The following is a 14782-nucleotide window of genomic DNA, read 5'->3' as shown; positions in this document are numbered from 1 at the left end:
GGTCGGCGAAACGGCTTGCCGTCAACGCTCTTTTCTCGCCTGCAGTAGGGTCCGGTGGCGAAGTATGCGCGCTTTCACGACGTCGCGCCCGGCGGGAGCAACCGGTCGTATTCGTTCTTGACGACTGCATAGCATTCGCAACTGCGTTTCTCCAGCCCGGCGCGGTCCAGCACTGTGATGCGCCCGCGCGCGTAGCGAATGAGGTTTGCCTTCTGCAGCTTGAGTGCGACCTCCGTCACGCCTTCGCGCCGCACGCCGAGCATGTTGGAGATCAGTTCCTGGGTCATGGACAGTTCGTTGTCCCGCAGCCGGTCGAGGCTCAGCAACAACCATCGGCAGAGTTGCTGGTCCAGCGTGTGGTGGCGGTTGCAGACCGCCGTTTGCGACATCTGCGTGATCAGCGCCTGCGTGTAGCGCAGCAGCAGATGCAAGACCGGCCCGGCCCGGTCGAACTCTTCCTTCATGGCATGCGCCGTCATGCGGAAGCCTGAACCCGAACTCTGCACGACCGCGCGGCTGGGCGTCGAGCCGCCCCCCATGAAGAGCGAGATGCCCACGATGCCTTCGTTGCCGACGACAGCGATCTCTGCCGAAGCCCCGTTCTCCAGGACGTAAAGGAGCGAGACGATGGCCGTGGTCGGGAAGTAGACATGTGTTTGCCGGCCGCCCGATTCGTAGAGCACGTCACCCAGTCCGAGCTCGACCGGTTCCAGGTTCGGCAGCCATCGCTCCCATTCGGAGGTCGGCAGCGCGGCGAGCAGCCGGTTCTCCCTTGGATCGAGCAACAACATCTGCAAAAAACTCCTGGCGCGAGCGGGCGCGGACATGGCCCTTGTGGCGCCCCCCTGCAGAGTGCCGGCTGAAGTATATGAACCGGGTTCCGGTTCGTATGTTCGCTAGCGCACAGAGTCAATTGAATGTCAGCATGCCCTGCGTCGTCCGGCCGGTGGCCGTTGGCGACGGGCCGGGATCGACGTGCAGGTCCGGCAAGCGTCAATCGAAATTCAGGATCACCTTCATCGCCTGTGTGCGATCGGCCGCCAGCGCAAAGGCGCGGGCCGAATCGCGGTAGGAGAGCGTGGCCGAGATCAACGGCTTCACGTCGACCAGTCCTTTGTTGAGCAACTCGACGGCAACCGCGAATTCCTCGTGGAAGCGGAAGGTGCCGCGCAGGTCGAACTCCTTGGCGACGATGGTATTGATCGGCAGCGTGAAGTCCCCGCCCAGGCCCATCTGCACGATGATGCCGCGCGGTCGCAGTGCGTCGAAGGCGCCGACGAGGGCGCGCGCGTTGCCGCTGGCTTCGAAGAGCACGTCGAAGCTGCCCTTGTCGGCGGTGAAGCGGGCCAGGCCTTGCGGGTCCTCGGCCACGTTGACGACTTCATCGGCACCGACCTTCAAGGCCTTGCCCAAGGTGTGCGCGCCGACGTCGGTGCCAACGATGTGGCTTGCGCCCGCCCGCCGCGCCGCGATGATCGCCAGCGCGCCGATCGGGCCGCAGCCGGTGACCAGCACGCGCTTGCCCAACAGCGGGCCTGCGCGCCGCACCGCATGCAGCGCCACGGCAAAGGGCTCGGCCATGGAGCCTTCGCCATCGCTGACCGAATCGGCCAGCAAGTGTGCCTGGTGCTGCTCGACGACGATCTGCTGGCGGAACGCGCCCTGCACATGCGGCGTGCGCATCGCGCTGCCGTAGTAGCGCATGTCGAGGCAATGGTTCTGCAGGCCTTCCTGGCAATATTTGCAAAGGCCGCAAGGCCGGCTCGGGCTGATCGCGATGCGGTCGCCCGCCTTGTACTTCGTGACCTGGGCGCCGACCGCTTCGATCATGCCGGCCACTTCATGGCCAAGCACCATCGGTTCCTTGATGCGGATCGTGCCGAAGCCGCCGTGCTGGTAGTAGTGCAGGTCGGAGCCGCAGATGCCGCCGCAGCGCACGCGCACCTGGAGTTGATCCGGGCCGAGTTCGGCGGTTTCGTATTGCTCGACGCGCAGGTCGCCGGGGGCGTGGATGACGAGGGCTTCCATGGTGTTGTGTGCCTTGATCAGAGTTGAGCGGTCACGCCGCCGTCGACGTAGAGGATGTGGCCATTGACGAAGTTCGACGCGTCGCTGGAGAGGAACACGCCGGCGCCGACGAGATCTTCCACGTCGCCCCAGCGGCGCGAGGGCGTGCGGCCGATCAGCCAGGCCGAGAACTCGGCGTTCTTGACCAGCGCATCGTTGAGTTCGGTCTTGAAGTAGCCCGGCCCGATGCCGTTGACCTGGATGCCGTATTGGCCCCAGTCGATGGCCATGCCCTTGGTCAGCATCTTCAGCGCGCCCTTGGTGGCCGCATACGGTGCGATGCCGGGCCGGCCCAGTTCGCTCTGCACCGAGCAGATGTTGATGATCTTGCCGCGCTTGCGCGGGATCATGCGCTTGGCCACTGCCTGGCCGACGAGGAACACGCTGTCGAGATTGGTCTTGATGATCTCGTGCCAGTGCGCTTCCTCGAACTGGTCGAGCGGGTTGCGGCGCTGCATGCCGGCGTTGTTGATGAGGATGTCGATGGGGCCGGTCTCGCTCTCGATCTTCTCGATGGCGGCGTTGACGGCTTCGCCCGAGGTCACGTCGAAGGCGGAGGTCACGACCTGCGCGCCTTCGGCTCGCAAGGCTTCGGCAGCGGCTTCGAGCTTGGTGGCGTTGCGCGCATTCAGCACGATGCGCGCGCCGGCGCCGGCCAGGCCGCGCGCCAGTGCCAGGCCGATGCCGGCGCTGGAGCCGGTGATGAGCGCGGTGCGCCCGGTGAGGTCGAAGCTCTTGAGGACGGGGTTCAAACGGTGCTCCTGGATTCTGTGGCTTGCTGCGTCAGCACTTGCGGGTTGACGGGCGTGGGCGACTGGCCGGCGCGCGGGCCGAAGCCGAGCGCGGCGATCAGATTGTCGATGGTCAAGGCCGCCATGGCTCGGCGCGTTTGTACCGATGCGCTGCCGATGTGGGGTGTGAGCAGGGCGTTTGGCAAGCCGATCAAACGGGGGTGGATGGTGGGCTCGCCTTCGAACACGTCGAGGCCCGCGGCGGCGATGGTGCCGGCGCGCAGCGCTTCGGCCAGCGCCGCGTCGTCGACGATGCCGCCGCGTGCGATGTTGGTCAGCGTGGCCGATGGCTTCATCTGCGCCAGCTCGGCGGCGCCGATCGCGTGATGCGACTCGGGGGAATAGGGCAGCACGAGGATCAGGTGGTCCGCTTCCTTCAACAAGGTGGCCTTGTCGACGTACCTCGCGCCAGATTCGGCCTCGGCTTCAGCGGGCAATCGGGAGCGGTTGTGATAGATCACCTTCATGCCGAAGCCCAGCGCGCCGCGACGCGCGATGGCACGGCCGATGCGGCCCATGCCCAGGATGCCGAGCGTGGACCCATGCACGTCGCCACCGACGAACATGTCGAAGATGCCGGTCTTCGTCCATTCCTTGCGCCGCACGAAGTCCTGCGACTCGGCGATGCGCCGGGCCGTCGCCAGCATCAATGCGAAGCCGTAGTCGGCCGTGGTTTCGGTCAGCACATCAGGCGTGTTGGTGACCAGCACGCCGCGCGCCGTGCAGGCCGCCAAGTCGACGTTGTTGTAGCCCACGCCGACGTTGCAGACCGCCCTGAGTTGCGGGCAGGCGTCGAGCAACGCGGCGTCGATGCGCTCGCTACCGGTGCTCATCACGCCTTGCTTGCCCTGCAGGCGCTGGCGCAGTTCGGCGGGGCTCCAGATGGTGTCCGAGGGGTTGTCTTCGACGTCGAAGTAGAGGTGCAGGCGGTCGGCGATGTCGGGGAAGGTGGCGCGGGTGGCCAGGACGGATGGGCGCAAGATGTCTCCGGGGTTGTTTGATGCCTCACAAGGCGAAGGCGCCACCTTACGCACCGGGCCGGTGCGCAACAAGACGAGTTCGGTCTGATCCCATCCGGAATGCTTATGCCGGGGTCCCGGTCGCGGACTGCTTCCGCGGGCATCGACTTGAGGATCGGGGTGAATGTCGCGATCAGCCCACTTGCCATCAGCGAATGCGAACGCCGTAGAACAAAGGCGTCTTGGCCTCGCCAGCCGGAAAAGCCTACCGTTCGTTCCATTGCAACGCAGAGGAACTACCCCAGTGACCGCTTCCCGGATTTCGTCGCGCATCCGTCGCATCAAGCCATCCCCGAGCGCCGCGGCGGCCGAGCGCTTCGCCGCATTGCGCCGCGAAGGCCGAGACATCATCAACCTGGCCATCGGCGAGCCCGATTTCGACACGCCGGCGCACATCCGCCAGGCCGGCTGCGACGCGATTGAGCGCGGCGAGACGCGTTACACACCCGTCGCTGGCACGCTCGCGCTGCGCCAGGCCATCGCGGCGAAGCTGAAGCGCGAGAACGGCCTGGACTACTCACCGCGCGACATCATCGTGACCTGCGGCGCCAAGCATGCGCTGTTCAACGCGTTGTCGGTGACGGTGGAAGAAGGCATGGAAGTCATCATCCCTGCCCCCTTCTGGGTGTCCTACCCCGACATGGTGCTGGCCTGCGACGGCACGCCGGTGATCGTCCAATGCCGCGAGGAGGACGACTTCCGCCTCACGCCCGACGCGCTGGAAGCCGCGATCACGCCGAAGACGCGCTGGCTGGTCTTCAACTCGCCGACCAACCCGACCGGCACCACCTATACGCCGGCCCAGTTGCGCGCGCTGGCCGACGTGCTGATGCGCCACCCGCAGGTGATGGTGCTGACCGATGACATCTACGAGCACATCCGCTTCGACGATGTGGAGGCGCATCATTTGCTCGAGATCGAGCCGGGGCTGCGGGATCGAACGCTGCTGGTCAACGGCGTCTCCAAGACCTATGCGATGACCGGTTGGCGCATCGGCTATGCGGCCGGGCCGGAGGACATCATCGGCGCGCTGGACATGCTGCAATCGCAGTCCACCAGCGGCGTGTCGTCGATGAGCCAGGCGGCGGCGGTGGTCGCGCTCAACTCGGCGCCGACGTTTCTCCCCGAATGGGTCGCGACCTACCGCAAGCGCCGCGACACGGCGGTGCGCCTGCTCAACGCCATCCCAGGCATCCGTGCTCGCGCACCGGGCGGTGCCTTCTACCTCTATCCGCATTGCGGCGGTCTGATCGGCAAGCGCACGCCTGCGGGCAAGGTGCTGGAGACCGACAACGACGTCGTCATTCACTTCCTGGAGGCGGGCGGGGTGATGGTGCTGGCCGGCACGGCCTACGGCCTGTCCCCTTACTTCCGCATGTCGACCGCCACCAGCGTCGAGCAGATCGAGGAAGGCTGCCGCCGCATCGCGGCTGCCGTGGCCGAGCTTTCGTAGCCCCATCAGGAATGGCGATGCCCGAAGCCGGATTCCCTATTGGCCCTTTCGCCGCGCCGTTCCTACCATTCATTCACAACCCCACCATTCACCTGCAATCGACCGGAGAAATGCGATGAGCTGTTATCCCACGACCCCCACCCTTGGCGCGGCTGCACGGGGCGCCGCCGCGGCGCTTCTCGGCCTGTGTGCCTTCTCGTATGCCGCGGCGCAGGCGGGCGATCCGATCAAGATCGGCATCATCAGCCCGATGAGCGGCCCGAACGCGCGCTACGGCGCCTTCGCGAACAAGGGTGCGGCGCTGGCAGCCAGCGAGATCAACGCCGCAGGCGGCCTGCTGGGGCGCAAGGTGCAACTGGTGAGCGGCGACAGCCAATGCGTGCCGTCCGAAGGGGTCGCGGCCACGCAGCGCATGATCAGCCTGGAGAAGACGCCGATCATCATCGGCGACATCTGCAGCTCGGTGACGCTGGCGATGCAGCCGCTGGCCGAAGAATCGAAGGTGCTGCTGGTCAACGCTGCATCGTCGAACCCGGACATCACCTACAAGGCCGGCGTCGGCGGCTTCAAGTGGACCTTCCGCAACTACCCGACCGATGAAGTGCGCGCGGCGACCGTGCTGGAGTATTCGGTCAAGACCAAGGGCTTCAAGAAGTTCGCCGTGCTGTCGGTGGACAGCGACTACGGTCGCGGCGCCATCAAGTTCACCAAGCGCTACCTGCCGAAGTACGAAGGCGCCGAGATCCTCAGCGAGGACTACTACAAGGACTCGGAGACCGACTTCCGCACGGTGCTCAGCAAGATCCGCCGCTCCGGCGCGCAGGCCATCATCCTCTACGGCCAGGCCGACACCACGCCGATCATCGCGCGCCAGATGCTGGAGCTGGGCCTGGCCGGCAAGATCGCGCTGGTCGGCAACGGCGAGTTCAACACCAAGGACACGATTGCCGCCGCACCCAAGGTCATGAACGGTGCGGTCGAGGCCGCCGCATGGCTGCCCGAGGTGCCGGCACCGCGCAGCCTGAAGTTCGTCGAGGACTACAAGAAGGCCAATGGCGGCGAGATGCCGAACAACCATGCCTACACGCACTACGACACGCTGCAGCTGATCGCGCAAGCGGTGCGCGATGCCAAGAGCGCGAAGGGCGAGGACGTGCGCAACACGCTGGCCGGCATCAAGTACGAAAGCCCAATGGGCAGCGTGACCTTCGACGATCACAACCAGGCTGTGCTGCCGATGGCATTGGTCGAGATCGTCGATGCCAAGCCGGTCATCAAGGGAATGATCACCACCAAGGTGGACTACGGGACGAGCGCCAAGTAAGGCGCGAAGCAAGTTCCCCAAGGACATCCACGTGGACTCCTTCATCCTCGAGCAGATCGTCAACGGCATCATCACCGGGTCGATGTACGCCCTGGTGGCTGCCGGCATGACGATGATCTTCGGCGTGCTGCGCGCCATCAACTTCGCGCACGGCGAGTACTACATGCTGGGCACCTTCGCGGCCTGGTGGGTGATGAGCCACCTGACCAGCGAATACAGCCTGGCGATCATCGGCGGCGTCGCCATCGTCAGCGTGATCGCGGTGGTCATCGGCCGTGCCGTCATGCAGCGGCTGGTGGGCCAACCCTTCCAGGCCGGCGTGCTGGCCACGCTGGGGCTGTCGCTGATCCTCCAGAACGTCGTCATCCTCGCCTTTGGCGGCGGCTACAAGGTGTTCTCCGGCGGCTGGATCGAGCCGATCGAGCTCGGTGACTTCGGCATGTCGCAGCAGCGCGTGATCCTGGTCGGCGTCACCGTCGTCGTGTTCGTCGCGCTGGAATGGATGGTGCGCAGCACGCGGCTCGGCCGCTCGATCCGCGCCGTGTCGCAGAACATCGAGTGCTGCCAGGTCAACGGCATCGACGTAGAGCAGGTGGTGCGCAAGACCTTCCTGATCGGCGTGGCGATCGCAGCCCTGTCGGGCATCCTCACCGGCCCCATCAACGTGAGCATCTACGGCGGCATGGGCGAGTCGATCACGCTCAAGACCTTCGCCGTGATCGTCATGGGCGGCATGGGCAACGTGCGCGGCACGCTCATCGCGGGCTTGCTGCTGGGCGTGGTGGAAAGCCTGGTCGCAGGCTTCATCGGCCTGCAGTACCGCGACTCCGTCGGCTTCATCGCCTTGCTCCTGATGCTGATGCTGCGGCCGCACGGCCTGTTCAGCAGCAAGGCCAGGTTCTGACTAACCCCACCCCATGCAACAGGCCATCATGTCAACCACCACGCTGGACACTCCCCGCCTGCCCGCCGCGCGGCTGGCCACGGTCAACTGGAGCGCTTGCGCCCTGGCCCTGGCCGCGCTGCTCGCGGCACCGCTCTTCATGGGCGACTACTACCTGCACGCCATGGTGCTGGCGATGATCTTCCTCCTGCCCGCCCTGGGCCTGAACCTGATCCTCGGCTACACCGGCATGCTCTCGCTCGCACAGGGCGTCTTCTTCGGCATCGGCGCGTATGTGTCGGCGCTGATGTCGATTCACTTCGGCACTTCGTTCATCGTCAACCTCCTGGTCGCGGGACTGGCGGCCGGTCTCATTGCCTTGCCACTCGGCATCCCGGCGCTGCGGTTGCGCGACACCTCCTTCGTGATGTGTACGCTGGGCCTGGTCGTGATCGCGCAGATGGTCTCGAAGAACTGGGTCGACCTGACCCGCGGTGACATGGGCCTCTCCGGTGTGCCGCGTCCGCGGATCGGCTTCGGCGACTGGGCCTTCACCGTCGTCCAGGCGCCGGAGTATTTCTATCTCGCGCTGGTGATTGCCGCGCTTGCGGTGCTGGGCTTCGTGGCGCTGATCCGCTCCCCGGCCGGGCGCTGCATGGTGGCCATCCGCGACAACGAGCGGCTGGCGGAATCACTCGGCGTGCCGACGTGGACCTACAAGCTGCTGGTGTTCATGCTGAGTGCGGTGTTTGCCGGCCTGGGCGGCAGCCTCTACGCGCACTTCTCGACGGTGGTGAGCCCGCTGGTGTTCCAGGCCTACTACTCGAACACCATCCTCATCATCGTGCTGGGCGGTGGCGTCGGGAAGATTCCGGGCGCGGTGATCGGCAGCTTCGTCTTTGTCGCGGTGTCGGAAGCGCTGCGCATCACGCCGGAACTGCGCATGGTGATCTACGGCATCGTGCTGCTCGGCCTGGTGTTCGTGTTCCCGCAAGGGCTGGCGCCATTGTTCGAACGCTTTGCAGCGCGCATCGCTGGCTTCGGCAGCAACAAGGAGGTGGCGAAATGACCGACGGCACATCCATGCTGCGCATCGAAGGCTTGCGCAAGAACTACGGTGCGGTGGCAGCCCTGCAGGGCGTCGACATCGAAGTGCGCCGCGGCGAGGTGTTGGGCCTGATCGGCCCCAATGGCTCCGGCAAGTCCACGCTGTTCGACTGCTGCACCGGCTTGCAGAAGAGCGACGCGGGCCGCGTGCTGCTCAAGGGCATCGACATCACCGACTGGCCCATGAACCGCATCGCACGTGAAGGCCGGTTCCTGCGCAGCTTCCAGAAGACCGTGGTCTTCCCGACGCTGGACTGCGAGGAGAACCTGGTGCTGGCGGGGCAGATGTCGAGCTTTCCGAATGTGCTGTCGACCTTCTGGATCGGGCCCTCGGCCAAGCGCCGGGTGAGCGCCTTGCGCAAGCGGGCCAAGGAACTGATCGAGATCACGGGCCTCTCGCGCGTGGCGCACCTGCCGGCGGGGAACATGTCCGGTGGCCAGCAGAAGCTGCTGCAGTTCGCCTCGATGCTGATGCCCGAGCCGGAACTGATCCTGCTGGACGAGCCGTTGGCCGGCATCAACCCGATCCTGATCGAGAAGGTGATCCAGAGCATCGAGCATGCGAACCGCGAACTGGGCGTGACCTTTGTCGTGATCGAGCACAACACCGACGTGCTTATGAACCTGAGCCACCGCGTGGTGGTGCTGCACCAGGGCGCCAAGCTGGCGGACGACACGCCCGAGGCCGTGGTGAAGAACCCCGAAGTCATCGAAGCCTATCTCGGCGGCTGAACACGGAGCCCCTCATGGAACTCGAAATCGACAACCTCTACGCCGGCTACGGCCACCTGGACATCCTGCACGGGGTGGACCTGAAGATCCGCCACGGCGAATTCGTCACGCTGCTCGGCCCCAACGGGGCCGGCAAGTCGACGCTGCTGAAATCGCTCTTCGGCATGACTACCCACAAGGGCGGCGCGATCCGCTGGAAGGGCAAGGACATCGCCGGCCTCAAGCCGCAGGCCATGCTGGGCCACGGAATCGCCTACGTGCCGCAAGGGCGTTGCAACTTCCAGCTCATGACCATCGACGAGAACCTGGAGATGGCGGCCTACACCATCAAGGACGGCGACCTCAAGGGCGAGCGCGACTACGTCTATGACCTGTTCCCGATCCTGCAGAAGCGCCGCAACGAGCTGGCCGGAAACATGTCGGGCGGCGAGCAACAGTTGCTCGAGATGGCCATGGCCGTGCTGCGCCGGCCGGAGATCCTGCTGGTGGACGAGCCTTCGGTCGGTTTGTCGCCGCAGGCCATCACGCTGGTCTTCAACGAACTCAAGCGCCTGCACAAGGGCGGCCGAACCATCCTGCTGGTCGAGCAGAACACCCGCAAGGCGATGGAGGCGGCCGAGCGCGCGGTGGTCCTTCGCCTGGGCAAGGTGATCTGGGACAGCCCGTGCAGCGAGCTGAGCAATGCCGACCTGGGCGAACTGTTCATGACAGGCCGCCGCGCATCCGACACCGTCACCGCCTGAAGTCCAGGCAACTCAACTGAACACTTAGGAGCTGAAAAGCATGAAACTGGCATTCGACACAGGTGGCACGTTCACCGACTTCGCCATGACCGAGGACGACGGCACCATCCTGCTGCACAAGGTCCTGAGCACGCCGGACGCGCCTGCGCGTGCGGTGTTGCAGGGCGTGGATGAACTGCTCGCCAAGGTCCGCGCCAAGAACGCCGATAAGAAGGCCAAGTCCAACGGCGCGTTGCAGATCCTCGGCGCCACCACGGTGGTCACCAACGCCGTGCTGGAGCGCCGCGGCGTGCACACCGCCTTCATCACGACCGACGGCTTCCAGGACATGCTGCGCATTCGCACCGAAGGCCGTTACGACCTGTATGACCTGCGCATCCAGTACCCGGCCCCGCTCGTGTCGCGCGAGTTGTGCTTCGGTGTGGAGGAGCGCATCGCCGCGGACGGCACGATCATCAAGGCGCTGGACGAGGAGGGCGTGCGCGCCATCGCCCGCACGCTGCTGGAGCGCAAGGTCGAGTCCGTCGCCGTGTGCCTGTTGCATGCCTACAAGTACGCGCAGCACGAGCGGCGCGTGGCCGAACTGATCGCCGAGGTGGCGCCGAACATCTCGGTGTCGCTGTCGTCGACGGTGTGCCCCGAGGTGCGCGAATACGACCGTGCCTCGACCACCGTGGTCAATGCCTACACCCGGCCGATGATGGTCGGCCATGTGAACCACCTGGAGCGCGAGCTGTCGCAACGCGGCGTGGATGGGCAATTGCTTTGGATGACGTCCAGTGGCGGCGTGGTGCCCAGTTCGTCGGCCTCGCGCACGCCGGTGCGCCTCATCGAATCCGGGCCGGCCGCCGGTGCCGTTGCCGCGGCAGACTATGCGCGCCAAGCCGGCGAGCAAAGCGTGCTCTCCTTCGACATGGGCGGCACGACCGCCAAGCTATGCCTGATCCCGAACGGCCAGCCGATGGTGGCCAACGACCTCGAAGTGGCGCGCCATGAGCGCTTCCGCAAGGGCAGCGGGTTTCCGCTGAAGATCCAGTCGATCCACATGATCGAGATCGGCGCGGGTGGCGGCAGCATCGCGGCGCGCAACAAGATGGGCCTGCTGAGCGTCGGTCCGCGCAGCGCCGCGGCGGCGCCCGGACCGGCCTGCTACGGCCGTGGCGGCACGGAGCCGACCGTGACGGATGCGGACCTGCTGCTGGGCTACCTCGATGAGAAGTCCTTCCTCGGCGGCGACTTCGCGCTCGACCGTCCGGCCGCCGCCGCGGCGATGGCGCGCCTCGCCAAGGACCTGGGCATCAGCGCCGAGCGCGCCGCCTGGGGCATCCACGACATGGTCAACGAGAGCATGGCCGAGGCCGCCTCGATGCAGGCGACCGACAGCGGCGTCGACCCGCGTGCCCTGCCGCTGATCGCCTTCGGCGGTGCCGGCCCGGTCCATGCCTATGGCGTGGCGCGCAAGCTCGGCATTCGCAAGGTGATCTGCCCGCTGGGCGCTGGGGTCACCTCGGCCATCGGCCTGCTCGGCGCGCCGGTGGCGGCGGACCTGTCGACCAGCCTGCCGATGCGCTTGTCGGCCTGGAATCCGAGCGCGGTGAACGTGGTCAAGACCAGCCTCGCCAACCAGGGCCGCGAAGTCGTGCTGGCCAGCAAGGTGCCGGCCGATCGCATCAGCTTCTCGTACACGGTCGACATGCGGCATGTGGGGCAGGGCTATGAGATCTCGGTTGCGCTGCCGGACATCGATCCGGCCGACCCAGCCTTCCTGCCGGAGTTGCTGTCGCGCTTCCACGCGAACTATGTGGCCCTGTATGGCCGGGCCGTGGCCGGCACCGATGCCGAAATCATCACCTGGCGCATCCGTGCCAGCGGCCCCAAGGCAGCAGTCTCACTTGCGAACCTGCGCGGCGAGGCCGGTGCGGTGCGCGACCCGCGCAAGGGCACCCGCCCGGTGTTCTTCTCCGAACTCGGCAAGACGGTCGACACGCCGGTCTACGACCACTATGCCTTGCTGCCCGGCGTGCCGGTGGAAGGCCCAGCCATCATCGAACAGCGCGAGTCGACCGTCGTCATGGGCCCGAACGCTAGTGCCTCGCTCGACGCCCAGCACAACCTCATCATGCTTCTGAACTGAAGGCCACACGCCATGTCCATGCTCAAGCCCGACTTCAACGACCCGATCACGCTGCAAGTGATGTGGGACCGCCTGGTGTTCATCGCCGACCAGGCCGACAGCGCCCTCGGCCGCACCGCCTTCTCGCCGATCGTGCGCGAGAACCACGACTATGTGAACGTGCTGCTCGACGCCAAGGGCCGCGCGCTGGCGCAGTGCACCTGGTCGATCCCGGTGTTCATCACCACGCTGCCGATGGCTGCGCAGAACTACTTCCTGCCGGCCTTCCCGCCCGAATCGCTGGAGCCGGGCGACGTGCTTGCGACCAACGACCCGATCATCGGCACCGGCCACCTGCCGGACATGGTGATGCTCACGCCCATGTTCCGCAACGGCAAGATCGTGGCCTATGCCGGCAGCATCGCCCACCTTCCCGACATCGGCGGACGCCCGCAATCGCCCGATTCGACCGACATGTTCGAGGAAGGCATCCGCATCCCGATGCTCAAGCTGTTCAAGGCCGGCCAGCCGAACACGGACGTGTTCTCCGTCATCGAGGCCAGCGTGCGCCTGCCGCATGAAGTGCGCGGCGACATCCAGAGCATGGTGGCGGCCAACGAGGTGATGTGCCGCGAGTTCATGCGCTTCATGGACGAGTACGGGCTGGACGATTGCGAAGGCCTCGGCGAAGCCATCTTCAGCCGTTCCGAGCGCCACATGCGCCAGGCCATCGCGGCCTGGCCCAACGGCAGCTACAAGGCCGACATGACCATCGACGGCTTCGAGACCGAGGTCAAGCTGTGCGTCAACGTCGAGGTGGGCGACGACTCGATTCATGTCGACTACACCGGCACCTCGCCCGAGGTGGCGCGCGGCATCAACGTGGTGCCGCACTACCGCGTGGCGCACAGCGTCTATGCGCTCAAGTGCCTGCTGGACCCGGACACGCCGAACAACGAAGGCTGCATGGTCGCGTTGACCGACTCCGCGCCGCAGGGCTCCATCCTCAATCCACGCCCGCATGCGGCAGGCGCCGCGCGCAACCTGGTAGGGCACTGCATTCCCAGCCTGATCTTCAAGGCCTTGCAGGACGTGGTGCCGCACGGTGCGATGGGCGACAGCGGCGGCGCGCCGATCTGGGGCATCAATTGCCAGGGCCAGCGCTCCGACGGCACGGCCTATGGCAGCGCGCAGAACTTCCACGGCGGGCAGGGCGGTCGCTCTTCGATGGACGGGCTCGACACGCTGAGCTTCCCGTCGAACTGCCGCGTGACGCCGATCGAGATGTACGAACTGGCGGTGCCGGTGCTGACCGAGTGCAAGGAGCTGATCCCCGACTCTGGCGGGCCGGGCAAGTACCGCGGCGGCCTGGGCCAGCGCGGCGTGATCCGCAACCTGTCGGACCGCGAGATGAACATCTACCTGAGCACCGAGCATGTGAAGTACCCCTGCCTCGGCGTGTTGGGCGGACAAGCCGGCCGCAATGGCGCGGTGCTGCATGACGGCAAGGCCGTGTTCGCCAAGGGGCGTCTCGTGCTGGCACCGGGCGAGCGCTTGCAGATCGAACTGCCCGGCGGCGGCGGTTGGGGCGAGGCGCTGGAACGCCCGCGTGAACTGGTGGAAGACGACCTGCGCCAGGGGCTGGTCAGTTCCGAGCGGGCGCGCATCGACTATGGCTACCTGCCGGCTACTGCGCCTGTCGTCGCGCCAGCGGCCAAGCCTGCCGAGGTGCCGGCGTGACGGCTGGCGCGGCGTTGAAAGGTCAGGTCGCGCTCGTGACCGGTGGCGGCTCCGGCATCGGGCGCTCGACCGCCCTGATGCTCGCCGCCGAGGGCGCGCGCGTGATCGTCATGGGCCGGCGCAAGGAGCCGCTCGATGCCGTGGTGGCCGAGATCAAGGCGGCCGGCGGCGAAGGCTGGGCCCGGCAGGCCGACCTCCAGAGCCGTGAGCAGTTGCAGGAGCTGGTGCGGTGGATCGAGGCCGAGGTCGGCCCGGTCGGCATCCTCATCAACAACGCAGGCCTGACGAGCCGCGTGCGCAACATCCGCTGGATCGAGGCGGACGACTGGGAGTCGGCAATCTCGGTCAACCTCACCGCCGTGTATGTGCTGATCCAGGCGGTGCTGCCCGGCATGCTCGGGGCCGGCGCGGGCACGGTCGTCACGGTGTCGTCGCTCGCGGCCGTGCGGCCCAACCTGCTCGGCGGTGCGCCCTACGGCGCCGCGAAGGCAGCCGTCGTCAACCTCATGGGCTTCCTGCACGGCACCTTCCGCAACAACAACATCCGCTCGACCACGATCCTGCCCGGCGAGGTCAACACGCCGATTATGGACACGCGCGTGCGCCCGCCGACGGCCGAGGAACGCGCCGCGATGGTCGCCCCCGAGGACGTGGCGCGGGCCATCCTGCTGGCCTGCACGTTGCCGCAGGGCACAACCATCGAACAACTCGTCATCAGCCCCACGCTCGCGCGCGACCAGGGGCCTGACGTCGAGATCAGCCGCTGGCTCGGTGCCCCCGAAGGCACGCCAGGCAAGCCTTGAATCGAGA

13 protein-coding genes are annotated in these 14782 nt (G+C 66.4%); 9 read left to right on the top strand and 4 right to left on the bottom strand.

Annotated features, from left to right (window positions below; genetic code table 11):
- Positions 1-74: 74 nt before the first annotated feature.
- The 4 genes from WKW82_RS05255 to WKW82_RS05240 all read right to left on the bottom strand — a co-directional run bounded on the left by WKW82_RS05255 (position 75) and on the right by WKW82_RS05240 (position 3838).
- Complete coding sequence (locus tag WKW82_RS05255; RefSeq protein WP_340341193.1) at positions 75-791, bottom strand: Crp/Fnr family transcriptional regulator; 717 nt, start codon at positions 789-791, stop codon at positions 75-77.
- A gap of 202 nt (positions 792-993) precedes the next feature.
- On the bottom strand, positions 994-2028 hold the full coding sequence (locus WKW82_RS05250) for an L-idonate 5-dehydrogenase (protein WP_340341192.1): 1035 nt from the start codon (positions 2026-2028) through the stop codon (positions 994-996).
- A 17-nt stretch (positions 2029-2045) separates the two neighbouring features.
- Complete coding sequence (locus WKW82_RS05245) at positions 2046-2819, bottom strand: SDR family NAD(P)-dependent oxidoreductase (protein ID WP_340341191.1); 774 nt, start codon at positions 2817-2819, stop codon at positions 2046-2048.
- On the bottom strand, positions 2816-3838 hold the full coding sequence (locus tag WKW82_RS05240) for a 2-hydroxyacid dehydrogenase (RefSeq protein ID WP_340341190.1): 1023 nt from the start codon (positions 3836-3838) through the stop codon (positions 2816-2818). Before WKW82_RS05240 ends, WKW82_RS05245 begins: the two co-directional genes overlap by 4 nt.
- Before the next feature lie 283 nt (positions 3839-4121).
- Here WKW82_RS05240 and WKW82_RS05235 point away from each other — a divergent pair, with 283 nt between their 5' ends.
- The 9 genes from WKW82_RS05235 to WKW82_RS05195 all read left to right on the top strand — a co-directional run bounded on the left by WKW82_RS05235 (position 4122) and on the right by WKW82_RS05195 (position 14775).
- A complete protein-coding gene (locus WKW82_RS05235; RefSeq protein WP_340341189.1) occupies positions 4122-5330 on the top strand; it encodes an aspartate transaminase in 1209 nt (402 codons plus the stop codon).
- Between the two features lie 115 nt (positions 5331-5445).
- On the top strand, positions 5446-6654 hold the full coding sequence (locus tag WKW82_RS05230; RefSeq protein ID WP_340341188.1) for an ABC transporter substrate-binding protein: 1209 nt from the start codon (positions 5446-5448) through the stop codon (positions 6652-6654).
- A gap of 31 nt (positions 6655-6685) precedes the next feature.
- Positions 6686-7558: a branched-chain amino acid ABC transporter permease gene (locus tag WKW82_RS05225; protein ID WP_340341187.1), complete on the top strand. Its 873-nt coding sequence runs from the start codon at positions 6686-6688 to the stop codon at positions 7556-7558.
- Positions 7559-7571: 13 nt separating this feature from the next.
- Positions 7572-8606 carry a branched-chain amino acid ABC transporter permease gene (locus WKW82_RS05220; protein ID WP_340341186.1) on the top strand — a complete coding sequence of 345 codons (1035 nt, stop codon included), beginning with the start codon at positions 7572-7574 and terminating at the stop codon, positions 8604-8606.
- Complete coding sequence (locus tag WKW82_RS05215; protein WP_340341185.1) at positions 8603-9376, top strand: ABC transporter ATP-binding protein; 774 nt, start codon at positions 8603-8605, stop codon at positions 9374-9376. Before WKW82_RS05220 ends, WKW82_RS05215 begins: the two co-directional genes overlap by 4 nt.
- Before the next feature lie 14 nt (positions 9377-9390).
- Positions 9391-10119 carry a branched-chain amino acid ABC transporter ATP-binding protein gene (locus tag WKW82_RS05210; protein ID WP_340341184.1) on the top strand — a complete coding sequence of 243 codons (729 nt, stop codon included), beginning with the start codon at positions 9391-9393 and terminating at the stop codon, positions 10117-10119.
- Positions 10120-10159: 40 nt separating this feature from the next.
- Positions 10160-12253, top strand: coding sequence for a hydantoinase/oxoprolinase family protein (locus WKW82_RS05205; protein ID WP_340341183.1), 2094 nt, complete (start codon positions 10160-10162; stop codon positions 12251-12253).
- 12 nt (positions 12254-12265) lie between these two features.
- On the top strand, positions 12266-13972 hold the full coding sequence (locus WKW82_RS05200) for a hydantoinase B/oxoprolinase family protein (RefSeq protein ID WP_340341182.1): 1707 nt from the start codon (positions 12266-12268) through the stop codon (positions 13970-13972).
- Positions 13969-14775, top strand: a complete 807-nt coding sequence (locus tag WKW82_RS05195) for an SDR family oxidoreductase (protein ID WP_340341181.1) — start codon at positions 13969-13971, stop codon at positions 14773-14775. Before WKW82_RS05200 ends, WKW82_RS05195 begins: the two co-directional genes overlap by 4 nt.
- Positions 14776-14782 lie beyond the last annotated feature (7 nt).

The sequence above is a fragment of the Variovorax rhizosphaerae genome (assembly GCF_037889975.1).
GTDB lineage: Bacteria > Pseudomonadota > Gammaproteobacteria > Burkholderiales > Burkholderiaceae_C > Variovorax > Variovorax rhizosphaerae.
Note: the sequence above shows the minus strand (reverse complement) of the source record. Positions and strands in the feature narration are given on the sequence as shown.